We start from the raw sequence: 22,320 nt of genomic DNA on the forward strand, positions 1-22,320 counted from the left end.
AGTTGTGGATAAGGTTCTGAACTTCAAACAAGGTCGCGTACCGCTGCTGATCAGCATGCCCCACGCCGGCCTGCGCCTGACCCCGACGGTCGAAGCCGGGTTGATCCCCGACGCGAAAAGCCTGCCCGACACTGACTGGCACATTCCGCAGCTTTACGAATTTGCTGCCGAGCTGGGCGCCAGCACCTTGGCCGCCGAGTACTCGCGTTTTGTCATCGACCTGAATCGACCGTCTGACGACAAGCCTTTGTATGTCGGCGCCACCACCGGCCTGTACCCGGCGACGCTGTTCGACGGCATTCCGTTGTTCCGCGAAGGGCATGAGCCATCGGCCGCAGAACGCGCGACTTACCTGGAGCAGATCTGGACGCCGTACCACAGCACGTTGCAGAACGAGCTGGCGCGACTGAAAGCCGAGTTCGGCTACGCATTGCTGTTTGATGCGCACTCGATCCGCTCGATCATCCCGCACCTGTTCGACGGCAAACTGCCGGACTTCAACCTCGGCACCTTCAACGGCGCCAGTTGCGATCCACAGTTGGCCACTCAGCTGGAAGCGATCTGCGCGCGCCATGGCGATTACAGCCATGTGCTGAACGGTCGCTTCAAGGGCGGCCACATCACCCGGCACTACGGCAATCCGGCCGAGAACATCCATGCGGTGCAACTGGAGTTGGGCCAGTGCACGTATATGGAAGAGTTCGAGCCGTTCCGTTATCGTCCGGACTTGGCGGCGCCGACTCAGGTGGTGCTCAAGGAATTGCTGCAAGGGCTGCTGGCCTGGGGCGAGAAAAACTACAAACGTTAAAGCCTGACGCAAAACACTGTGGGAGCGGGCTTGCTCGCGAAGAGGGCGTGTCAGGCAACAACAATGTTGACTGACCCACCGCTTTCGCGAGCAAGCCCGCTCCCACAGGGTATGAGTTCGACTTGATAACGGATGACGACAGTCGCCACCGTGCAAAACACGGTCGCTACAGTTCGCTTTTACCCTCTCGACGCTGCGTAATGTTCTGGGCACGGTGCATGAAGACACCGGGCCCACAATAATCCGCTGCCGCACGAGATCATCCCGATGAAAAGACTGTTCACCCGCTGTCTCTCAATCCTCTGCGGCACTGCTCTCCTGAGCACCAGCGTCCTGGCCAGTGACGACGCTTCCTGCAAGGCTGTGCGCATGGGCGTGGTCAACTGGACCGATGTGATCGCCACCAGTGGCATGGCCGATGTGCTGCTCAACGGCCTCGGTTACGAAAGCAAGCAAACCAGCGCCGTGCAGCAAATCATCTTCGCCGGCATCCGCGACAAGCGTCTGGACATCTACCTCGGTTACTGGAAACCGGCGATGGACAAAAACATCGCGCCGTTCCTGGCTGCCAATCAAGTGAAAGTCATGGACAAACCGAGCCTGGCCGACGCCCAGGCAACGCTAGCCGTACCGGAGTACGTCGCCGAAGCGGGTCTGAAAACCTTCGCCGATATCGCCAAATTCAAGGATCAACTCGGCGGCAAGATCTACGGCATCGAGCCGGGCAGCGGCGCCAACACCACCATTAAAACCATGATCGAGACCAATCAATTTGGCTTGAAGGATTTCAAACTGATCGAGTCGGGTGAGGCCGGCATGCTTGCCGCCGTTCAGCGGGCGGTGAATCGCAAGGAGTTCGTGGTGTTCGTCGGCTGGACCCCGCACCCGATGAACATCAACATGAAAATCGCCTACCTGACCGGCAGCGAAGACGTTTACGGCCCGAACGAGGGCGCCGCCACCGTTTCCACCGTGACCGCCCCGGACTACGCCCAGCGCTGCCCGAACGTAAACCGTCTGCTGGAAAACCTGACCTTCACCGCCGCCCAGGAAAGCCAGTTGATGGTGCCGATCATGGAGCGTAAAACGCCTCAGGACGTTGCCAAGCAATGGCTGCGTGATCATCCCGAGGATCTGCAGCGCTGGCTCGCCGGTGTCAGCAGTTTTGATGGCAAGGATGGCGTGGCGACCGTTCAGGCCAGTTTGAAGCCTTTATGAGTTCCTATCCGTTATCCGAGCAAATGACGGCTTTCGTCGAGAAAACCGTCAGCTTCAACAGCACAGACAGCAGTCTCGGCGGTTTGCGTCAGGCCTACAGCGACATGTGCCGGGCGTTCACCCCGCTGCGTCCCGCCGGGCTTTACGTGGTCGACTTTGAATTGGTCGGCGTACCAGTGCGGTCTTATCAACCGCCGGTTTCGCCACCGACCAGCGGTTGCCCGTGCATCGTGTATCTGCACGGCGGTGGGTGGGTGGTGGGGGATCTGGACTCCCACGATTTCATCTGCGCTGAACTGGCATCGACGCTCGGCGTGCTGGTGATCGCGGTCGATTATCGATTGGCACCGGAATATCCGTTTCCGGCGGCGTTTGAGGACTGCCTGGGTGTCTGGCGCGCGCTACGGACCGGGCCATTCCGGCTCGATCCTGAACGAACGCTGGTGGCCGGGGACAGCGCCGGTGGCAACCTTGCGGCTGCGTTGTGTCTGGCGTTGCGCGATGCGGGCGAGCCATTACCGGCGGCTCAGGTGCTGATTTATCCGGGGCTGGGCGGTGATCACCGATTGCCGTCGCGCAGTGAATGCGTCGATGCTCCCTTGCTCAGCAGTAGCGATCTGGACTGTTATCACGCCCTGTACTTGCGCGGCACTGGACAGCCAAGTGCCTACGCGATGCCGTTGCTCGCCGAGGATTTCAGTGGGTTGCCGCCGGCCTTGATCGCCGTGGCGCAATTCGATCCGTTGCGCGATGACGGCATGCTCTACGCCGAGCGACTGAACGCAGCAGGCGTGGCAGCGACGCTTTATTACGGGGAGGGGTTGGTTCACGGCTGTTTGCGGGCTCGGGGGCAGGTCGCCGAGGTCGACGCACTCTATGAAACGCTGCTTGGCTATTTGTCTGAAAAAACCGGCTGAAAAACTCTGACTCTGCAAGGCATGCTCATTGGCGTAATTCGGGTTTATGATGCCGGACGGCAGAATAATAGAAGTCCCCCCAGGGATGACCTCGACCCCTTACGGAGCGCGCAATGCAGACTTTGTACCCGCAGATCAAACCCCACGCCCGGCACGATCTGGCCGTCGATGAAACCCACACGCTGTATGTCGACGAAAGCGGTTCGCCGGAAGGTTTGCCGGTTGTATTCATCCACGGCGGCCCCGGCGCCGGGTGTGATGCCCAGAGCCGTCGGTTTTTCGATCCAAACCTGTATCGCATTGTGACCTTCGACCAGCGCGGTTGCGGTCGTTCCACGCCTCACGCCAGCCTGGAAAACAACACCACCTGGGATCTGGTCGCCGACCTTGAGCGGATTCGCCAACACCTTGGCATCGATAAGTGGGTGTTGTTCGGCGGTTCGTGGGGTTCGACCCTGGCACTGGCCTACGCGCAAACCCACCCGGAGCGTGTACACGGTCTGATTCTGCGCGGGATTTTTCTTTGCCGTCCGCAGGAAATCGAGTGGTTCTACCAGTGTGGCGCCAGTCGTCTGTTCCCCGATTACTGGCAGGACTACATCGCGCCGATCCCGCTGGACGAGCGCGAAGACTTGCTCTCGGCTTTCCACAAGCGCCTGATCGGCAACGATCAGATTGCCCAGATGCACGCGGCCAAGGCCTGGTCCACCTGGGAAGGCCGGACTGCCACCCTGCGCCCGAACCCGATGGTGGTCGATCGTTTCTCCGAGCCACAGCGCGCGTTGTCCATCGCCCGCATCGAATGTCACTACTTCACCAACAATGCGTTCCTTGAGCCCAACCAGCTGATCCGCGACATGGGCAAGATCGCCCATTTGCCTGGCGTGATCGTCCATGGCCGCTACGACGTGATCTGCCCGCTGGATAACGCCTGGGAACTGCATCAGAACTGGCCGAACAGTGAGTTGCAGGTGATCCGTGACGCCGGCCATGCCGCCTCCGAACCTGGCATTACCGACGCACTGGTTCGCGCCGCCGATCAGATGGCCCATCGTCTGCTCGACCTGGCCCCTGAAGAAGCATGAAGGGCCTGCTGCAACGCGTGCGTGGCGCGCGAGTCGAGGTAGCGGGGGAGGTGGTTGGCGCCGTCGATCAGGGATTGCTGGTGCTGGTGGCGGTCGAGCCCGAGGATACTCGGGCCAGCGCCGACAAACTTCTGCAGAAACTGCTTAACTATCGTGTGTTCAGTGACGCCGAGGGCAAGATGAATCTGTCCCTGGCGGATGTAGGCGGTGGGTTGCTGCTGGTCTCACAGTTCACCCTGGCCGCCGATACCAAGAGCGGGTTGCGTCCGAGTTTTTCGACCGCTGCCCCTCCGGCCCTGGGCGAGGAACTTTTCGACTATCTATTAGGCAAAGCGAAACAGGTGCATGGCACTGTGGCATCAGGTAGATTCGGCGCGGATATGCAGGTGCACCTGGTCAACGACGGCCCGGTAACCTTCCTGTTACAGACCTGAAAGCCCTTGAAACATGTTTTTAAGGGCTTTTCGACTGAAAACAGGGGTTTTTCGCGATAAATACTTTGCTACCCCTGATGCGTTGTAACGCGGCCTACTAGATAATCGCGCGCTACGGGGATCAGCGTTCGTTGGTCCATTTTGACTTAGGTAGAGACTTGTCCTGGACCTCTTGGGGAATCATTTAGCCCCATAGGAGTCGGAACAATGCTCGCCAACTTGGCAAGAGTGGTCTGTAGGGTCGGTTTTTTCATGCCGCACACCCCACAGGCACTTTAACTGGCCGTTGGTTTTTTGATCTGTTTTCGGCGAGGGTTGCTCGTGATTGTTAGTCCCTGTAATGCAAAATTGTCTGCCAAACGGTTACGAAGCGCTCTGGTAGCGGGCTCTGCACTGCTCTGCCTGCTCAGCGCCGGTCAGCTTTGGGCATTCAATCTGGATGATGTATCGGTCAAGGCAAAAGAGCTGGCCGGGCAGAAATACGAAGCTCCGCGCAGTAACCTGCCGAACGAGTTCCGCGAGATGAAATTCGCGGACTATCAAAAAATTCGTTTCCTGACCGAAAAAGCCGAGTGGGCCGATCAGAAAACCCCGTTCAAGCTGTCGTTCTATCACCAGGGTATGCATTTCGATACACCGGTGAAAATCAACGAAATCACAGCTAACACCGTCGAAGAGATCAAATACGACCCAAGTCGTTTCGATTTTGGCGACGTGAAGTTCGATCCGAAAGCCACCGAACAACTGGGTTATGCCGGTTTCCGTGTGCTGTACCCGATCAACAAGGCTGACAAGCAAGACGAAATCATGACCATGCTCGGCGCGAGTTACTTCCGCGTTGTCGGCAAGGGTCACACCTATGGTTTGTCCGCTCGCGGCATGGCCATCGATACGGCGTTGCCGTCCGGCGAAGAATTCCCGCGTTTCACCGAGTTCTGGATTCAACAGCCAAAACCGGGTGACAAGCACCTGGTGATCTTCGCCCTGCTGGATTCGCCACGCGCTACCGGTGCCTATCGCCTGACCCTGCGTCCTGGCAGCGACACGGTTGTCGACGTCAAGGCCCAGATGTTCCTGCGTGACAAGGTCACCAAGCTTGGCGTTGCGCCGCTGACCAGCATGTTCCTGTTCGGCGCCAATCAGCCGTCGAAAGTGCTGAACTATCGTCGCGAACTGCACGACTCCAGCGGTCTGTCGATCCATGCCGGCAATGGCGAGTGGATCTGGCGCCCACTGAACAACCCGAAACACCTGGCGGTGAGCAACTTCTCGATCGAGAACCCGCGCGGTTTCGGCCTGCTGCAACGTGGCCGCGACTTCAGCCACTACGAAGACCTCGACGACCGCTACGACAAGCGCCCAAGTGCCTGGATCGAACCAAGGGGCGATTGGGGCAAGGGCTCCGTCGATCTGGTAGAGATTCCGACTGCCGACGAAACCAACGACAATATCGTTGCGTTCTGGAGTCCGGAAAAACTGCCTGAGCCTGGCCAACCGCTGGACGTCGCTTATCGCATGCACTGGACCATCGACGAAGCCGCGCTTCACGCACCGGACAGCGCCTGGGTTCAACAGACCCTGCGTTCCACGGGTGACGTGAAACAGTCCAACCTGATCCGTCAGCCGGACGGTAGCGTTGCTTATCTGGTGGACTTCGAAGGCCCGTCCCTTGCGGCATTGCCGGATGATACGGACGTTCGTAGCCAGGTCAGCGTTGGCGAGAATGCCGAGCTGGTCGAGAACAGCGTGCGTTACAACCCTGAAACCAAGGGCTGGCGCCTGACGCTGCGGATGAAAATCAAGGATCCGGGCAAGCCTACCGAGATGCGTGCTGCACTGGTCAAGAACATCGTGACTGCCGACCTGGCCAAAACATCGTATCCGGCATCCAATTCTTCCGTCGCCAAGGCTGACAAGATTGCCGCTCGGCAGCAGGAGAAGCTGGACAAGGAAGCCAAGGAAGCCAAGGAAACCAAACAAGCTGAGGCCAAGCAGGTTGAAGCCAAGAAGGTCGAAGCCAAGCCAGCCGCAGATTCCAAGGACAAGGACAACAAAGACGCCAAGCAGCCTGTTGCTGCCGAAGCGGCCCCAGCCACACCGGAATCGGCACCGACTGAAGAAGTCCTGACCGAGACCTGGAGCTACCAGTTGCCTGCCGATGAGTAATTCTCAAGTACAGCCAGAGACTCTTGCCGAGTATCTGGCGCATCTGCCGATGACCGACGAGCAGCGCGCGGAACTCGCGGGCTGCCAGTCTTTCAGCGAATTGCATGAGCGCCTTTCGTCCTCGACGTTCGACGCGCCGACCGAGGCTGCTCAAGCTTCGGTGGGGCGTCGTTTGACGCTGAACACCGCCGAAGAACTGGCCGATGCTGAAATGCTGGTGCTCGACGCCAGCGGCCGGGTTTGCCTGCGGGCAACCCCGCCGATTCGTCGGACCAAAGTCGTGCCGGAGCCGTGGCGCACCAACATTCTGGTGCGTGGCTGGCGTCGTCTGACCGGTCGCACCAATCCGCCGGCCCCGCCGAAGGATGAGCGCGTGCTGCCGGCTGCTCGCTGGCGCACCGTCGGTTCGATCCGTCGCTACATTTTGCTGGTGCTGATGCTCGGCCAGACCATCGTCGCCGGCTGGTACATGAAAGGCATCATGCCGTACCAGGGCTGGTCGTTCGTCGACCTGAACGAAGTGCTGCATCAACCGCTGTCGCAAACGGCCACGCAAGTACTGCCGTATGCACTGCAAACCAGCATCCTGATCTTGTTCGGGATTCTGTTCTGCTGGGTGTCGGCTGGTTTCTGGACCGCGTTGATGGGCTTCCTCGAGTTGCTCACCGGTCACGACAAATACCGCATTTCCGGTAAAAGCGCCGGTAACGAGCCGATTCCTACGGATGCGCGCACCGCACTGGTGATGCCGATCTGCAACGAAGACGTGCCACGGGTGTTTGCCGGTTTGCGGGCGACCTTCGAGTCGGTTGCGGCCACGGGTAACCTGGATCGCTTCGACTTCTTTGTCCTCAGCGACAGTAACGACGCCGATATCTGCGTCGCCGAGCAACAAGCCTGGCTGGACGTCTGCCGTGAAGCCAAGGGCTTCGGCAAGATCTTCTATCGCCGCCGCCGCCGTCGCGTTAAACGTAAAAGCGGTAACCTCGACGACTTCTGCCGTCGTTGGGGCGGTGATTACAAGTACATGGTCGTGCTCGACGCGGACTCCGTGATGAGCGGCGATTGCCTGACCAGTCTGGTGCGCTTGATGGAAGCCACCCCGGACGCCGGGATCATCCAGACCGCGCCGCGCGCGTCTGGCATGGACACGCTGTATGCACGCATGCAGCAGTTCGCCACCCGCGTGTACGGTCCGCTGTTTACCGCCGGTCTGCACTTCTGGCAGTTGGGCGAATCCCACTACTGGGGCCACAACGCAATCATCCGCATGAAGCCGTTCATCGAGCACTGCGCCCTGGCGCCGTTGCCCGGTAAAGGCGCATTCGCCGGTGCAATTCTGTCCCACGACTTCGTTGAAGCGGCGCTGATGCGCCGTGCCGGCTGGGGCGTATGGATTGCCTACGACTTGCCGGGCAGCTACGAAGAATTGCCGCCGAACCTGCTGGACGAACTCAAGCGTGACCGTCGCTGGTGTCACGGCAACCTGATGAACTTCCGGCTGTTCCTGGTAAAAGGCATGCACCCGGTGCACCGTGCGGTGTTCCTGACGGGCGTGATGTCTTATCTGTCGGCGCCGTTGTGGTTCTTCTTCCTCGTGCTGTCGACGGCGCTGCTGGCGGTCAACACGCTGATGGAGCCGCAGTACTTCCTTGAGCCACGTCAGCTGTATCCGTTGTGGCCACAATGGCACCCGGACAAGGCGATCGCGCTGTTCTCGACCACCGTCGTGCTGCTGTTCCTGCCGAAGTTGTTGAGCATCATCCTGATCTGGGCCAAGGGCGCGAAAGAGTTTGGTGGCAAGTTCAAGGTGACCCTGTCGATGCTGCTGGAGATGCTGTTCTCCATGTTGCTGGCGCCGGTGCGGATGATTTTCCACACCCGTTTCGTACTCGCCGCGTTCCTCGGCTGGGCCGCGACCTGGAACTCGCCGCAACGTGACGACGACTCCACGCCATGGAGCGAAGCGGTCAAACGCCACGGTCCGCAAACCTTGCTGGGCTTCTTCTGGGCCCTGCTGGTGATCTGGCTGAACCCGAGCTTCCTCTGGTGGCTGGTGCCGATCGTCGGTTCGTTGATGCTGTCGATTCCGGTGTCGGTGATCTCCAGTCGAGTTGGCCTGGGCCTCAAGTCCCGTGACGAAAGCCTGTTCCTGATCCCTGAGGAATACAATCCGCCACAGGCGTTGCTGGCGACCGACCAGTACACCCACGAAAACCGTTGGCATGCGCTGAACGACGGGTTCGTCCGGGCAGTGGTCGATCCACAGCAGAACGCCTTGGCGTGCTCGCTGGCGACGTCCCGTCACCGTCAGGCCGAGCCGATTGAGTGGCTGCGGGTCGAACGGGTGCGTCATGCGCTGAAAGCCGGGCCTGAGGGGCTGAACAACAATGAGCGCGTGCAACTGCTCAGTGATCCGGTAGCACTGGGTCGTCTGCATGAGCAGATCTGGAACGAAGCTCACCCCGAGTGGCTGGAGGCGTGGCGTAAATCGGTGAAAGCCGATCCCCATGCGCCGCTGTTGCCGCTCAAGCCGCTGAGTGTGCAGCCTCAGTTGGCCTGACAAAAAACCCCGCGAAAGCGGGGTTTTTTTTGTGCTGATCAGCGTCGAACAACAATTCCTGCTGAAACCCTTGTGCAAACGAACGAGTGCGTTAGCATCCGTCCCCGAATTGGTGCGCCCGGACAACTTTATGTTCGTATCTGCCGGTTTTCCAAGGGGAATCCGCAGTTTGCGCGCCTCACAACGCGATGGTTTTGGGGACTTGATGATGAAGAAGTATCTCTCGATGCTGCTGGTCGGCGTCACGGCATTGGTTGCAGTCAACACGGCGCAGGCCGGTGCCATCGATGACGCGGTCAAGCGCGGCACGCTGAAAGTTGGCATGGACCCGACCTACATGCCGTTCGAAATGACCAATAAGCGCGGCGAGATCATCGGCTTCGAAGTCGACATCCTCAAAGCCATGACTAAGGCCATGGGCGTTAAGCTGGAGATGGTTTCCACCGGCTACGACGGCATCATCCCGGCCCTGCTCACCGATAAGTTCGACATGATCGGCAGCGGCATGACCCTGACCCAGGAACGCAACCTGCGCCTGAACTTCAGCGAACCGTTCATCGTGGTGGGCCAGACCCTGCTGATCCGCAAGGAACTGGAAGGCACCATCAAGTCCTATAAAGACTTGAACACCGCCGACTACCGCATTACTTCCAAGCTTGGCACCACCGGCGAGATGGTGGCCAAAAAGCTCATCTCCAAAGCCAACTACCACGGCTACGACAACGAGCAGGAAGCCGTGCTCGACGTGGTCAACGGCAAGGCCGACGCCTTCATCTACGACGCGCCTTACAACGTCGTGGCCGTGAACAAGGTTGGTGCCGGCAAACTGGTATTCCTCGACAAGCCGTTCACCTACGAACCGCTGGCCTTCGGTCTGAAGAAGGGTGACTACGACAGCATCAACTTCATCAACAACTTCCTGCGCCAGATTCACGAAGACGGCACCTACGATCGCATCCATGACAAGTGGTTCAAAGACACCGCTTGGCTGAAGGACATGGAATAAGGCTGACTGGCGGCGCTCGGTCAGCTAGACCGCGGCGTCCCATTCGCGAGCAAGCCCGCTCCCACACTAGATCGCGGTCGAACACAAAATCTGTATTCACTGAAGATCAAATGTGGGAGCGGGCTTGCTCGCGAAGACGGCCTCCCTGTCGACACAAATTTCGGAATCTGCTTACAGATGAAACAGAAAAAAGCCCTATGGCCGTGGCACGTGTTAACCGTGCTGCTGCTGATCGGCCTGGCCGGCGCGTTGTACTACGCCACCTCGCTGATGTCCTACGAATGGCGCTGGAACCGCGTGCCGCAATACTTCGCCTACCACGCCGGAGAATCCCAGCGTGCCGCCGATATCTCCACCGTCAGCGAACTGGTGCGCAAGGGCGACAAGGCTGAAGTCACCCTGCGCAATGATGCCGGCGTCGAGCAGCACCTGACCGTCGACGACAACAGCCTGCAAGTCGCCCAAGGTGATGACGTGGCCGAAGGCGACGTGATCGGCGTGACCCGCCATTGGGCCGCCGGACCGCTGATGTGGGGACTCTGGACCACCTTGTGGTTGTCCGTGGTTTCCGGAGTGCTCGGTCTGCTGATCGGCCTCGCCACGGGCCTGTGCCGACTGTCGAACAACCCGACCCTGCGCGATCTCTCGACGATCTACGTCGAACTGGTCCGCGGTACGCCGCTGCTGGTGCAAATCTTCATTTTCTACTTCTTCATCGGCACCGTGATGAACCTCTCCCGGGAGTTCGCCGGTATCGCCGCGTTGTCGCTGTTCACCGGTGCTTATGTGGCGGAAATCATCCGTTCCGGCGTGCAATCCATCGCCCGTGGCCAGAACGAAGCCGCGCGCTCCCTGGGCCTGAGCGCCGGTCAGTCGATGCGCCACGTGGTGCTGCCGCAAGCGTTCAAACGAGTGCTGCCACCGCTGGCCGGTCAGTTCATCAGTCTGGTCAAGGACACCTCGCTGGTGTCGGTGATCGCCATTACCGAACTGCTGAAAAGCGGTCGCGAAGTCATCACCACCTCGTTCTCGCCGTTCGAAATCCTGTTCTGCGTGGCCGGTCTGTACCTGTTGATCAACCTGCCGCTGTCGAAAATCGCCAGCCGGCTTGAGCGGAGGCTCGCGCAAAGTGATTGAAGTCCGCGATCTGGTAAAAGTTTTCGACACCCGCGGCCACGTGGTTCGCGCGGTGGATAACGTCTCGACGCACGTGGCCAAGGGCGAAGTGCTGGTGGTGATCGGTCCGTCCGGTTCCGGCAAGTCGACTTTCCTGCGCTGTCTCAACGGCCTGGAAGAGTTCGACTCGGGCTCGGTGAGCATCGACGGCTTGCAACTCGCCGACCCGAAAACCGATGTGAATGCCTATCGCCGCGAAGTCGGCATGGTCTTCCAGCATTTCAACCTGTTCCCGCACATGACCGTGCTGGAAAACCTCTGCCTGGCCCAGAAAGTCGTGCGCAAGCGCGGCAAGAAAGAGCGCGAGGCCAAGGCCTTGGCGTTGCTGGAGAAGGTTGGTATTGCGCAGAAAGCCAACGAGTTTCCGTCGCGCCTGTCCGGCGGTCAGCAACAGCGCGTGGCCATCGCCCGGGCATTGGCCATGGAGCCAAAGGTCATGCTGTTCGATGAGCCGACCTCGGCGCTCGACCCGGAAATGGTCGGCGAAGTGCTGGACGTGATGAAAACCCTGGCGGTGGAAGGCATGACCATGGTTTGCGTCACCCACGAAATGGGCTTCGCCCGGGAAGTGGCGGATCGGGTGCTGTTTTTCGATCACGGCAAATTGCTGGAAGACGCCTCACCGGCCGAATTCTTCGATGCGCCGAAGGATCCACGGGCACAGGCCTTCTTGCGGCAGGTCCTCTAACTTCAGCGCCTGTCAGACCGCTTTCGCGAGCAAGCCCGCTCCCACATTGGTTTTGTGATCGACACATATCCCCTGTGGGAGCGGGCTTGCTCGCGAAAGCATCACCCCGGTCCCAAGCGAACCGAGGTCATTGAATCGCCTTAAACCTTAAACCTTAAACCTTGAACCTGCCCACCAGCATCTGCAGATGCGTCCCCAACCGTGCCAGCTCAACGCTGGACGCCGCGGTCTCTTCACTGGCTGCCGAGGTCTGCTCGGACACGTCGCGCACGTTCAGCACGCTACGGTTGATCTCTTCAGCTACGGCGCTTTGCTGCTCCGCCGCTGCTGCGATTTGTTGGTTCATCGCCTGAATCGCTGAGACGGTACGGGTGATGTTGGTCAACGAGCCCCCGGCACGGCGGGTCAGTTCAACGCTGCTTTCGGTCAGGCTGCGGCTGTTGTCCATGATAGTGGCGACTTGCTGGGTGCCGCTTTGCAGGCCGCCGATCAGTTCTTCGATTTCTTCGGTGGACTTCTGGGTGCGCTGGGCCAAGCTGCGGACTTCATCGGCAACCACCGCGAAACCACGTCCGGCCTCACCGGCACGGGCCGCTTCGATGGCCGCATTGAGAGCCAGCAAGTTGGTCTGTTGCGCCACGGACTTGATCACATCGAGCACGCTGCCGATTTTGTCGCTTTCGCGTTTGAGGTGACTCATGGCCTCGGTGGAATTGCCGACTTCCTTGGCCAGACGTTCGATCTGGGCGATGGCTTCGCCCACCACCTTGTCGCCTTCACGGGCCTGCTGGTCGGCGGCGACGGCGGCTTCGGACGCTTCTTCGGCGTTACGCGCGACTTCCTGCACGGTGGCGGTCATTTCGTTCATGGCGGTGGCCACCTGGTCGGTCTCGACCTTCTGGCTGTTGACCCCGGCGCTGGTCTGCTCAGTGACTGCCGACAGCTCTTCGGCAGCGCTGGCGATTTGCGTGACGCCGTCACTGATGCCGCCGATCAACTCGCGCAGGCCCAGGGTCATGCTCTGCATGGCGCGCTGTAGCTGACCGAGTTCGTCCTGACGCTCAGAGATAAGGTTTTGGGTCAGGTCGCCGGCAGCAACACGCTTCGCCACTTTGAGGGTCTGGCTCAGGGGGATCACGATCTGGCGAGTGATCGCCCACGCGGCAAGCAGGCCGAAGGCCAGCGCCAGGACGGTGGCTAGCAGCAGGAGGTTTTTGGCATGCGCGGCGTCGGTGTCTCGGACGATGGTTTGCGACACGGTGAGTTTTTTGCTGACGTCGAGCAGGATGTCGCCTTGTACGGCCATGCGTTGGAGGGCCGCGGCGCTGGCAACCTGAGAGTCGCGGAACTGGCTGACGGCGGCGCGATAGGCCTTGAGCGAGTCAGTGGCCTGTTGCAGGTTGGCGATGTGCTGTTCCGGCAGTTTGGAGGGCAGGCTTTCGAGGTTTTTCAACGCGTTGTCGATGGCGGCCAGCGCCGGTTGCTCGGCCTCGGTTTTACCGCTGTAGGTGTAACCGCGAACCTGGAAGCGTGCTTGCTGGATCAGTTTGCTCAGGTCGATCACGGCGTTGAAATCGGTGACGCTGTCACCTTGCAGCATGGATTTTTCGACTTCGGCGACACGGGCCACGGCGTTGTCGGCGGTGGCGCCGAGTTTGCCGCGGGCGTCTTCGCGGGTGGCGCCGGCCTGGGTCATGGCGGTGAAGGCTTGTTTGTACTCACTGACGGCGGCCAGTTGCTGGTCGATCATGGCCACGTCGGCCGGTTGTTCGATCAACGTACGCGCGGTTTTCAGGCCGGTATCGAGTTGGCCGAGCAGGTCGTTGACCGCACCGGGGCCTTGTTCGCCGCGACGCATTTCGTAATCCAGACGGGCCAGGCGCAGGTCTTTGGTCAGGTCATTGAGGCTGGCAATAAACCCCAGCTTATCGCCGCGACTCATCACACCGCTCAGGCCGGTCCAGCCGGTGAAAGTGATCAACAAGGTAAGCAGCAGCACCAGACCGAAGCCGACACCCAGTTTGCGATTGACGCTGACGTTCCCCAGTTTCTCGGCTAGCCATCGGTACATGCTGCAACTCCCTCGAACCATTCGTTGGTTTTATGGGAACTGTATCGGCAGGCAGCCGGGAATCTGTAGGGATTAGAAGAGGCGGGCGAGCAGCGCAGTGACGGCGGTTTCGACCCGCAGGATGCGGTCGCCGAGCTGCACCGGTTGCAGGCCGGCCTTGCCGAGCAGGTCGATTTCGTAAGGAATCCAGCCGCCTTCGGGGCCGATGGCCAGGGTCACCGGTTCGTCCAGGCCGCGAGGGCAGGGCGGGTAATGGCCAGGGTGGCCGACCAGGCCGAGGGTGCCGTCGGTAATCGCCGGCAGACGGTCCTCGACGAATGGCTTGAAGCGTTTCTCGATGACGATTTCCGGCAGCACGCTGTCCCGGGCCTGTTCGAGGCCGAGGATCAGTTGCTCGCGAATCGCCTCGGGCTCCAGGAACGGCGTTTGCCAGAAGCTCTTCTCGACGCGATAGCTGTTCACCAGAATGATTCGCGGCACACCCATGGCCGCCACGGTCTGAAACACCCTACGGAGCATTTTCGGCCGTGGCAGGGCCAACACCAGGGTCAGCGGCAGCTTGGCCGGAGGTGGCTGGTCGAGCGTGACGCGCAATTCGGCTTCATCGGCGTCCAGGCGCAGCAGTTCGGCCGAGCCCATCAGTCCGCCGATGCGCCCGACCCGCAGGCTGTCGCCGACAACGGAGCGGTGGACTTCCTGCATGTGCGTCAACCGGCGATCACGCAGGATCGCCCGGTCGGCCGCAATGAAATCGGCCTCTTCGAGCAGCAGCAGGTTCACGGTTGAGTCGCTGGCGGCTGGTCGTTGTGATCGTCGGCCGGTTGGTCGTCAGGGTGCTCGCCGCGCTTGCTGACCAGGCTGCCGAACAGGATGCCGATTTCAAACAGCAGCCACATCGGTACGGCCAACAGTGTCTGCGAGAAGATGTCCGGTGGCGTCAGGATCATGCCGACCACGAAGCAACCGATGACCACGTACGGGCGGATCTTCTTCAGGTATTTGACGTCGACCACGCCGATCCACACCAGCAGCACCACGGCCACCGGGATCTCGAACGCCACGCCAAAGGCGAAGAACAGCGTCATGACGAAATCGAGGTAGCTGGTGATGTCGGTCATCATTTCCACGCCGGCCGGGGTGGCGGCGGCGAAGAATTTGAAGATCAATGGGAACACCAGGTAATAGGCGAACGCCATGCCGGTATAGAACAGCAGGATGCTGGACACCAGCAGCGGCACCGCAATGCGTTTCTCATGCTTGTACAGGCCCGGTGCGATGAAGCCCCAGATCTGATGCAGGATCACCGGGATCGCCAGGAACAGCGAGACCATCATGGTCAACTTCAGTGGCGTCAGGAACGGCGACGACACGTCGGTGGCGATCATCGTCGCGCCGGCCGGCAGGTACGCGCGCAGCGGCGTGGAGATGAAGGTGTAGATCTGCTGGGTGAAGGCAAACAACCCGGCGAAGATGATGAAGATCGCCGCTACGCAACGCAGCAGACGGGTACGCAACTCGGTGAGGTGCGAAACCAGCGGCATGTGCTGGTCATTTTCGGGAAGATCGCTCATGGGGCTCGCGGCGGCAATGTTGGGTCATGAGGGGCCGGCGCAACAGGCGCAGCCGCAGGCGTAACGGGTTCAACCGGGGGCGCTGCAACAACGGGCGCGGATTCGACAGCCGCTACCACAGGTGTTGGCTCGGCGACTGGAGCATGAATCGTCTGCTCCGCCACAGGCTCAACCGGCTGAACCGGCGTAGCCTCTTGCTGAGTCGGCGTGAAAATCTTCCGCGCCTCCTGCTCAAGCGACAGAATGTGCTCGTTGTGCAGTTGCCGACGAATCTCGTCGGCACCGATTTCACGTTCAACTTCCTGTTTGATCGCGTTGAAGCTGCGCTTCAGACGGCCGACCCACAGGCCGGCGGTGCGCGCAGCACCCGGCAAACGCTCGGGACCCAGCACCAGCAGGGCCACGAGGCCGACGAGCAGCAGTTCAGAGAAGCTGATACCAAACATTAGTCAGTGCTCACACGTCTTTGCGGATCGGCTCTTCGACTTTTTGCGCCTGCACGTCGATGGTGTGCGGCTGGTTCACGGACTGCGTGGTCTGTGGCTGAACAGGCGGAACCGGGGTCGCTGCCGGGTCGGCCGGCTTTTCGTCGTCGTTCATGGCTTTCTTGAAGCCCTTGATCGATTCACCGACGTCAGTGCCGAGGTTTTTCAGTTTCTTGGTGCCGAACACCAGCACGACAACAACCAGGATGACGATCCAGTGTTTCCAGTCAAAAATGCCCATGTCGCTGCTCCTCTCTAATAGTTGTTCAGGCGGACGGACGCGAGGCTTTCTCGGCGTGTCCGGACAGACCGAAACGACGGTCCAGTTCATCGAGTACAGCCTGTGGATGCTGCCCCAGTTGGGCGAGCATGACCATGCTGTGGAACCACAAATCGGCGGTTTCGTAGATCACATCGCTGCAGTCACCGCTGATGGCGGCATCCTTGGCGGCAATGATGGTTTCGACCGACTCTTCGCCGACTTTTTCCAGAATCTTGTTCAAGCCCTTGTGGTACAGGCTGGCGACATACGAACTGTCGGCGGCGGCGCCTTTGCGCTCTTCCAGCACTTCGGCCAGACGGGTCAGAGTGTCACTCATGGCTGTGTCCTGCGGAATAGATAGCGTGCGGGTCTTTCAGAACCGGGTCGACGGTTTTCCAGTCGCCGTTCTCGAAGACGCGATAGAAGCAGCTCTGACGGCCGGTATGGCAAGCGATGTCGCCGATCTGCTCGACCATCAGGATGATCACGTCGGCGTCACAGTCCAGGCGCATCTCATGCAGGGTTTGCACGTGGCCGGACTCTTCGCCCTTGCGCCACAGCTTGCCACGGGAACGTGACCAGTAAACGGCGCGGTTCTCGGCAGCGGTCAGTTCCAGCGCTTCACGGTTCATCCAGGCCATCATCAGGACGCGCCCGGTCTTGTGATCCTGGGCAATCGCCGGCACCAGGCCATCAGCGTCCCACTTGATCTCGTCCAGCCAGTTTTTCATCTTCGACTCCGACAGCGGGCCCGACACTTCATTAGTCGGGCAGGCGTTGAAACAGTGTGCCAGCGCGCGGGAGCTCTGGCTATCGGCGAACGACCAGATACAAGCCGACGGCCACCATGATCCCGGCCGGCCAATGACCCAGTTCGTTCAACGGCCCACCGGCAGCGAGTATGGTGCCGCCGGCCAGGTGCGCACAGCCGAGCAGTCGCAGCAGCCAATCGTCCTTGCGGCGGTGCCACGGCGGCGGCGGGTCGTAGGCGTGGGGCTGGGACATGCGCTCGAGCAGGTCGCGGGCCATGTTGGCCAGGTGCGGCAGCTGTTCGAACTGGCTCTGCACGTTGCCGATCAAGGCTTTGGGGCTGACGCGCTCACGCATCCAGCGTTCGAGGAACGGCTGGGCGGTGTTCCACAAATCGAGGTCCGGGTACAACTGACGGCCCAGGCCTTCGATGTTCAGCAGGGTTTTTTGCAGCAATACGAGTTGCGGCTGCACTTCCATGTTGAAGCGTCGGGCGGTCTGGAACAGGCGCATCAGCACCTGACCGAAGGAAATATCTTTTAACGGTTTTTCGAAGATCGGCTCGCACACGGTGCGGATCGCCGCCTCGAATTCGTTGAGTTTGGTTTCCGCCGGTACCCAGCCCGAATCGATGTGCAGCTGCGCGACACGCCGGTAATCACGTTTGAAGAACGCGAACAGGTTGCGCGCCAGGTAGTCCTGGTCTTCCGGGGTCAGGCTGCCGACGATGCCGCAGTCGATCGCAATGTACTGCGGGCTCCATGGGTTAACGGTGCTGACGAAAATGTTGCCGGGGTGCATGTCGGCATGGAAGAAGCTGTCGCGGAAAACTTGGGTGAAGAAGATCTCGACGCCACGTTCGGCGAGCATTTTCATGTCGGTGCGCTGGTCGGCCAGGGTCGCCAGGTCGGTCACCTGAATGCCGTAGATGCGCTCCATCACCAGCACTTTCGGCCGGCACCAGTCCCAATAGACTTGCGGCACGTAGAGCAGCTCCGAGCCGTCGAAGTTACGCCGCAACTGGCTGGCGTTGGCCGCTTCGCGCAGCAGGTCGAGTTCGTCGTAGATGGTTTTTTCGTAGTCCTGGACCACGTCCACCGGGTGCAGCAGGCGCGCGTCGGCCGAGAGTTTTTCGGCGGTGCGGGCGAGGATGAACAGCCACGCCAGATCCTGCGCGATGATCGGCTTGAGCCCCGGGCGGATGACCTTGACCACCACTTCTTCACCGGTTTTCAGCTGCGCGGCATGCACCTGTGCCACCGAGGCTGAGGCCAGCGGTTCGACGTCGAAGCGGCTGAAGACTTCACTGATCTTTTTGCCGAGCTGTTCTTCGATCAGATTGACCGACACTTGTGAGTCGAACGGCGGCACGCGGTCCTGCAGCTTCATCAGCTCATCGGCGATGTCTTCCGGCAGCAAGTCGCGGCGGGTGGACAGGATTTGCCCGAACTTGATGAAAATCGGTCCCAGGTCCTGCAACGCCAGACGCAATCGCGCGCCGCGGCTCAGGTCCAGCGTCTTGCGCGGGAACCAGCGCCACGGCAACGCGTAGCGCAGCGCCAGCAGAAACCACGGCAGTGGCAGGGCGAACAGCAGGTCATCTAGGCGGTAGCGAATCACAACGCGCTGGATGCGCAACAAACGGCGGACGGCAAGCAGCTTCATGCGTTATCGCTTGGGTCGAGGGATCGGAAAAGGCGCTCGAATCGCGCCTCGAGACGTTCCAGATCGAGTTTGATCTGGTCCAGTTCACTGAAACGGGCTTCGGCTTCGCGCTGACCGACGAGGGTGCGCGATTCTTCGGCCAGGTACTCGCCAAGGTTCTGATTGAGGCTGGCGAACCCTTGCTGATACCAGCGTGCGCGACTGCGCAGGTGACCGCCAAGCAGTTGCGTGGCGACCGGTCCCAGCCAGCGCGAGAGTTCGTACTCCCAGTCCAGCTCAAGGTCCTGAAGGATCGCCGCCAGTTCCAGCAGCACGCCGCTGTCGCCGTCGAGTTCGACTTCAGGGGCATGCAGGACCGAAGTCTTGTCCTTGCTCATGGCCAGTTTCAGCAGGCTGGAGGCCGGTGCACGCAAGGTGCAGTCGGCGCCGGTTTCCCAGTGGGAAGCCAGCATCAGGCCTTCGTCGCTGGGCAGGATGAACACTTGCAGCGCCGGGCTGCGGCAGTCGATGGCAATCACCTTGCCACTCAAATGCGCCAGCCGCGGCAACGCCGTGCTGTCGAGACGCAGCACCCGGTTCAGACCGAGCTCAACGCTGGCGAGCAGGCCGGCCAGCAACATCAGGGTTTGATGCCACGGTGCAGGGCGACGATGCCTGCGGTCATGTTGTGGTAGGTCACGCGGTCGAAACCGGCCTCGACCATCATCGACTTCAGGGTTTCCTGATTCGGGTGCATGCGGATCGATTCGGCCAGGTAGCGATAGCTTTCCGAGTCGTTGGTGATCAGCTTGCCCATCAGCGGCATGAAGGCGAACGAGTAGGCGTCGTAGGCTTTGGACATCAGCGCGTTGGTTGGCTTGGAGAACTCCAGCACCAGCAAACGGCCGCCCGGTTTCAGCACGCGCAGCATCGAGCGCAGGGCGTCTTCTTTATGGGTCACGTTGCGCAGGCCGAAAGCGATGGTCACGCAGTCGAAATGGTTGTCCGGGAACGGCAGCTTTTCAGCGTCGGCCTGGACGAATTCGACGTTGCCGGCCACACCCAGATCCAGCAGGCGGTCACGACCGACCTTGAGCATGGATTCGTTGATGTCGGCCAACACGACCTGGCCGGTCGGACCAACGAGGTGCGAGAACTTCTTGGTCAGATCGCCCGTGCCGCCGGCGATGTCCAGCACGCGGTTACCGGTGCGAACGCCCGACAGTTCGATCGCGAAACGCTTCCACAGACGGTGCATGCCGCCCGACAGGAGGTCGTTCATCAAGTCGTACTTGGCGGCTACCGAGTGGAAAACTTCAGCGACTTTTTCCGCTTTCTGGCTTTCCGGAACGTTTTTGAAGCCGAAGTGAGTGGTGGGTTCGGCATCGCTGCCTTTGCGCTGATCAGTCATATCGCTGTCACCAAAAGAGAATGCGGGACATTCTAATCCCGGTGGCCTGCTTTGTCTTGGCAAGGCTGCAGGTAAGATAGGTAACCACCGGGACGTTTTGCCGCAGTAGCGGTCAGGATGCTTCGGGAAAGTATTCATAAAGCAGGAGTCATTCGATGGCCCGTATTAGTGTTGAGCGTTCCCACGGCCTGGGTAAGGAAGCGGCCCGCGAGAAGGCCGACCAGTTGGCGCAGAAACTGTCCGATCAATATGGCCTGGAGCCGCAATGGTCCGGCGACACCTTGAACCTCAAGCGTTCCGGTGTGAAAGGCGCGGTGTATGTGGGCGAGGATTCGATCAAGGTCGATGTCGAACTTGGCTTGTTGATGTCGGCCATGAGCGGCACGATCAAATCGGAAATCGAAAAGGCGTTGGATAAAGCGTTGGTGTGAGACCGAAAAGATCGCAGCCTCGTTTCACTCGACAGCTCCTACAGGTGTACACCACCGTCTTTTGTAGGAGCTGTCGAGTGAAACGAGGCTGCGATCTCTTCCATCAGGCATCACCGATTTGTGTCAGTTGTTAGGGTGCCGTTTCTAATTATTCTCACTACTTTGTGCCTGAGCCCGACTCTTTCGCGGGCAGTTCCTCAAACCTTCTGCGCGTGAGGTGCACCATGGCCAAAGTTATTTTGAAGAAAAAAATCGACGCTTCGACAACTGCTCTGAGCGACGTTAAATCTTATGCCCGCAAGATCTGGCTGGCAGGCCTGGGTGCCTACGCCAAGGTCGGCCAAGAGGGCAGCGAGTACTTTCAAGAGCTGATCAAGGCTGGTCAAACTGTTGAAAAGAAAGGCAAAAAAGTAGTTGCCGAGAAGCTTGAAGCGGCCAATGCCGAGATCGATGAAGCCAAGAGTGAAGTGAGTACTTTCAAAGGTAAGGTCGAACTTCAACTCGACAAGGTCGAGAAGGCTTTTGACTCGCGTGTCGCAAGTACCTTGAATCGTATCGGCATTCCGTCTAAACATGACGTTGAGACACTCTCTGCCAAGCTCGATGAGCTGACGGCATTGCTCGAACGCGTCGCGCGTAAATCTTAAGGAGAACGGGATGGCTGGTAAAAAGAACACCGAAAAAGAAGGCAGCTCGTGGATCGGGAAAGTCGAAGACTACTCCCGCAAAATCTGGCTGGCTGGTTTAGGCGTGTACTCGAAGATCGACACTGACGGCAGCAAACTCTTCGATACATTGGTTAAAGACGGCGAGAAAGCCGAGAAGCTCACCAAGAGCGCTGTCGGCAAAAAAGTCGATGCTGCCAAGGACTCTGCTTCGTCGGCCAAGTCGCGCATCAGCGGCGTGAAAGATCGCGCACTGGGCAAGTGGGATGAGCTGGAAGGGGCTTTCGACAAGCGTCTGAACAGCGCCATTTCGCGCCTGGGTGTACCGAGCCGCAATGAAGTCAAAGCACTGCACAGCAAGGTCGATACCCTGACCAAGCAAATCGAAAAACTCACCGGTGCCAAGGTCGCGCCTGTTGCGGCGAAAACCGCGGCGGCCAAACCTGCAGTGAAGTCTGCTGCCAAACCACTGGCTAAAGCTGCCGCTAAACCGGCTGCCAAAACAGCCGCAGCGAAACCTGCAGCAGCCAAGCCAGCGGCCAAACCGGTCGTCGCCAAAGCAGCAGCCAAACCAGCCGCTAAACCGGCTGCCAAAACTGCAGCGGCCAAACCCGCTACCAAGCCAGCGGCCAAACCTGCCGCAGCGAAGAAGCCAGCGGTGAAAAAGCCGGCAGCTCCGAAAGCGGCTGCACCAAAACCAGCAGTGGCTGCCGCCAAACCGGCAACCCCGGCGCCGGTCAGCACATCGAACTCCGCTACTGCGCCGACCCCTGCTGTAACCCCGACTGTTGCGCCAGCTCCTTCGACGCCAACCAGTCAGTCCTGATTTTCAGGGCTCAAGAAAACGCCCGGCCTGCAAAGGTCGGGCGTTTTTATTTGTGCGCGAAATATGCGGTGACTGTTGAAAAGATCGCAGCCTTCGGCAGCTCCTACAGGTGTACGCCATCCAATGTAGGAGCTGCCGAAGGC

At 60.0% G+C, this 22,320-nt stretch carries 23 protein-coding genes and 1 pseudogene; 13 read left to right on the top strand and 11 right to left on the bottom strand.

Going from position 1 to position 22,320, the window contains the following annotated elements:
* Positions 1-4: 4 nt before the first annotated feature.
* The 10 genes from hutG to ASC74_RS09635 all read left to right on the top strand — a co-directional run bounded on the left by hutG (position 5) and on the right by ASC74_RS09635 (position 12,061).
* Positions 5-808, top strand: coding sequence for an N-formylglutamate deformylase (gene hutG / locus ASC74_RS09590; RefSeq protein WP_056741126.1), 804 nt, complete (start codon positions 5-7; stop codon positions 806-808).
* Positions 809-1,075: 267 nt separating this feature from the next.
* Positions 1,076-2,026 carry a choline ABC transporter substrate-binding protein gene (locus ASC74_RS09595; protein ID WP_056741128.1) on the top strand — a complete coding sequence of 317 codons (951 nt, stop codon included), beginning with the start codon at positions 1,076-1,078 and terminating at the stop codon, positions 2,024-2,026.
* A complete protein-coding gene (locus ASC74_RS09600) occupies positions 2,023-2,943 on the top strand; it encodes an alpha/beta hydrolase (protein WP_056741130.1) in 921 nt (306 codons plus the stop codon). The genes ASC74_RS09595 and ASC74_RS09600 overlap by 4 nt, the downstream gene beginning before the upstream one ends.
* Before the next feature lie 113 nt (positions 2,944-3,056).
* A complete protein-coding gene (gene pip, locus ASC74_RS09605) occupies positions 3,057-4,028 on the top strand; it encodes a prolyl aminopeptidase (protein WP_056741134.1) in 972 nt (323 codons plus the stop codon).
* Entirely contained in the window at positions 4,025-4,462 is a 438-nt protein-coding gene (dtd, locus tag ASC74_RS09610; RefSeq protein WP_008149496.1) for a D-aminoacyl-tRNA deacylase, read from the top strand. The genes pip and dtd overlap by 4 nt, the downstream gene beginning before the upstream one ends.
* A gap of 321 nt (positions 4,463-4,783) precedes the next feature.
* The gene (locus tag ASC74_RS09615) at positions 4,784-6,628 is read left to right on the top strand and encodes a glucan biosynthesis protein G (RefSeq protein ID WP_046045593.1); all 1,845 of its coding nucleotides are present in this window, start codon (positions 4,784-4,786) and stop codon (positions 6,626-6,628) included.
* Positions 6,621-9,191: a glucans biosynthesis glucosyltransferase MdoH gene (mdoH, locus tag ASC74_RS09620; protein ID WP_056741136.1), complete on the top strand. Its 2,571-nt coding sequence runs from the start codon at positions 6,621-6,623 to the stop codon at positions 9,189-9,191. The genes ASC74_RS09615 and mdoH overlap by 8 nt, the downstream gene beginning before the upstream one ends.
* 208 nt (positions 9,192-9,399) lie before the next feature.
* Positions 9,400-10,197, top strand: coding sequence for a transporter substrate-binding domain-containing protein (locus tag ASC74_RS09625; protein ID WP_046045731.1), 798 nt, complete (start codon positions 9,400-9,402; stop codon positions 10,195-10,197).
* A 177-nt stretch (positions 10,198-10,374) separates the two neighbouring features.
* On the top strand, positions 10,375-11,334 hold the full coding sequence (locus ASC74_RS09630) for an amino acid ABC transporter permease (RefSeq protein WP_056741138.1): 960 nt from the start codon (positions 10,375-10,377) through the stop codon (positions 11,332-11,334).
* Positions 11,327-12,061, top strand: coding sequence for an amino acid ABC transporter ATP-binding protein (locus tag ASC74_RS09635; RefSeq protein ID WP_046045596.1), 735 nt, complete (start codon positions 11,327-11,329; stop codon positions 12,059-12,061). Before ASC74_RS09630 ends, ASC74_RS09635 begins: the two co-directional genes overlap by 8 nt.
* Positions 12,062-12,215: 154 nt before the next feature.
* On the opposite strand, the gene ASC74_RS32600 is transcribed toward ASC74_RS09635, so the two are convergent.
* From ASC74_RS32600 to ubiE, 11 genes and pseudogenes are all read right to left on the bottom strand, one after another.
* Positions 12,216-13,088 carry a methyl-accepting chemotaxis protein gene (locus tag ASC74_RS32600; protein ID WP_442965770.1) on the bottom strand — a complete coding sequence of 291 codons (873 nt, stop codon included), beginning with the start codon at positions 13,086-13,088 and terminating at the stop codon, positions 12,216-12,218.
* Positions 13,074-14,153, bottom strand: a pseudogene (locus tag ASC74_RS32605) (methyl-accepting chemotaxis protein); the annotation flags it as partial. The gene ASC74_RS32600 and the pseudogene ASC74_RS32605, both read right to left, overlap by 15 nt.
* 51 nt (positions 14,154-14,204) lie before the next feature.
* Positions 14,205-14,912 (bottom strand): 16S rRNA (uracil(1498)-N(3))-methyltransferase, encoded by a 708-nt coding sequence (locus tag ASC74_RS09645; RefSeq protein ID WP_046045598.1) that lies wholly within the window; start codon positions 14,910-14,912, stop codon positions 14,205-14,207.
* Positions 14,909-15,703, bottom strand: coding sequence for a twin-arginine translocase subunit TatC (gene tatC, locus ASC74_RS09650; RefSeq protein WP_056741142.1), 795 nt, complete (start codon positions 15,701-15,703; stop codon positions 14,909-14,911). The genes ASC74_RS09645 and tatC overlap by 4 nt, the downstream gene beginning before the upstream one ends.
* Complete coding sequence (tatB, locus tag ASC74_RS09655; RefSeq protein ID WP_056741145.1) at positions 15,700-16,149, bottom strand: Sec-independent protein translocase protein TatB; 450 nt, start codon at positions 16,147-16,149, stop codon at positions 15,700-15,702. The genes tatC and tatB overlap by 4 nt, the downstream gene beginning before the upstream one ends.
* A gap of 10 nt (positions 16,150-16,159) precedes the next feature.
* A complete protein-coding gene (locus tag ASC74_RS09660) occupies positions 16,160-16,429 on the bottom strand; it encodes a twin-arginine translocase TatA/TatE family subunit (protein WP_046045601.1) in 270 nt (89 codons plus the stop codon).
* A 25-nt stretch (positions 16,430-16,454) separates the two neighbouring features.
* Positions 16,455-16,787: a phosphoribosyl-ATP diphosphatase gene (locus ASC74_RS09665; protein ID WP_008047820.1), complete on the bottom strand. Its 333-nt coding sequence runs from the start codon at positions 16,785-16,787 to the stop codon at positions 16,455-16,457.
* The gene (gene hisI, locus ASC74_RS09670; RefSeq protein WP_056741147.1) at positions 16,780-17,181 is read right to left on the bottom strand and encodes a phosphoribosyl-AMP cyclohydrolase; all 402 of its coding nucleotides are present in this window, start codon (positions 17,179-17,181) and stop codon (positions 16,780-16,782) included. The genes ASC74_RS09665 and hisI overlap by 8 nt, the downstream gene beginning before the upstream one ends.
* A gap of 79 nt (positions 17,182-17,260) precedes the next feature.
* Positions 17,261-18,865, bottom strand: a complete 1,605-nt coding sequence (ubiB, locus tag ASC74_RS09675) for a ubiquinone biosynthesis regulatory protein kinase UbiB (RefSeq protein WP_056741149.1) — start codon at positions 18,863-18,865, stop codon at positions 17,261-17,263.
* Positions 18,862-19,485, bottom strand: a complete 624-nt coding sequence (locus tag ASC74_RS09680) for a ubiquinone biosynthesis accessory factor UbiJ (protein WP_056741151.1) — start codon at positions 19,483-19,485, stop codon at positions 18,862-18,864. Before ASC74_RS09680 ends, ubiB begins: the two co-directional genes overlap by 4 nt.
* Positions 19,485-20,255 (bottom strand): bifunctional demethylmenaquinone methyltransferase/2-methoxy-6-polyprenyl-1,4-benzoquinol methylase UbiE, encoded by a 771-nt coding sequence (gene ubiE / locus ASC74_RS09685; RefSeq protein WP_007948968.1) that lies wholly within the window; start codon positions 20,253-20,255, stop codon positions 19,485-19,487. The genes ASC74_RS09680 and ubiE overlap by 1 nt, the downstream gene beginning before the upstream one ends.
* A gap of 155 nt (positions 20,256-20,410) precedes the next feature.
* Between ubiE and ASC74_RS09690 the strand changes: the two genes are divergently transcribed.
* From ASC74_RS09690 to ASC74_RS09700, 3 genes are all read left to right on the top strand, one after another.
* The gene (locus tag ASC74_RS09690) at positions 20,411-20,686 is read left to right on the top strand and encodes a polyhydroxyalkanoic acid system family protein (RefSeq protein WP_056741153.1); all 276 of its coding nucleotides are present in this window, start codon (positions 20,411-20,413) and stop codon (positions 20,684-20,686) included.
* Positions 20,687-20,910: 224 nt separating this feature from the next.
* Complete coding sequence (locus ASC74_RS09695) at positions 20,911-21,333, top strand: phasin family protein (protein WP_056741155.1); 423 nt, start codon at positions 20,911-20,913, stop codon at positions 21,331-21,333.
* 10 nt (positions 21,334-21,343) lie between these two features.
* Positions 21,344-22,177 carry a phasin family protein gene (locus ASC74_RS09700; protein WP_056741158.1) on the top strand — a complete coding sequence of 278 codons (834 nt, stop codon included), beginning with the start codon at positions 21,344-21,346 and terminating at the stop codon, positions 22,175-22,177.
* Positions 22,178-22,320 lie beyond the last annotated feature (143 nt).

Origin of the sequence: Pseudomonas sp. Root329, from assembly GCF_001424925.1 — a bacterium.
Classification (GTDB): Bacteria; Pseudomonadota; Gammaproteobacteria; order Pseudomonadales; family Pseudomonadaceae; genus Aquipseudomonas; species Aquipseudomonas arabinosi.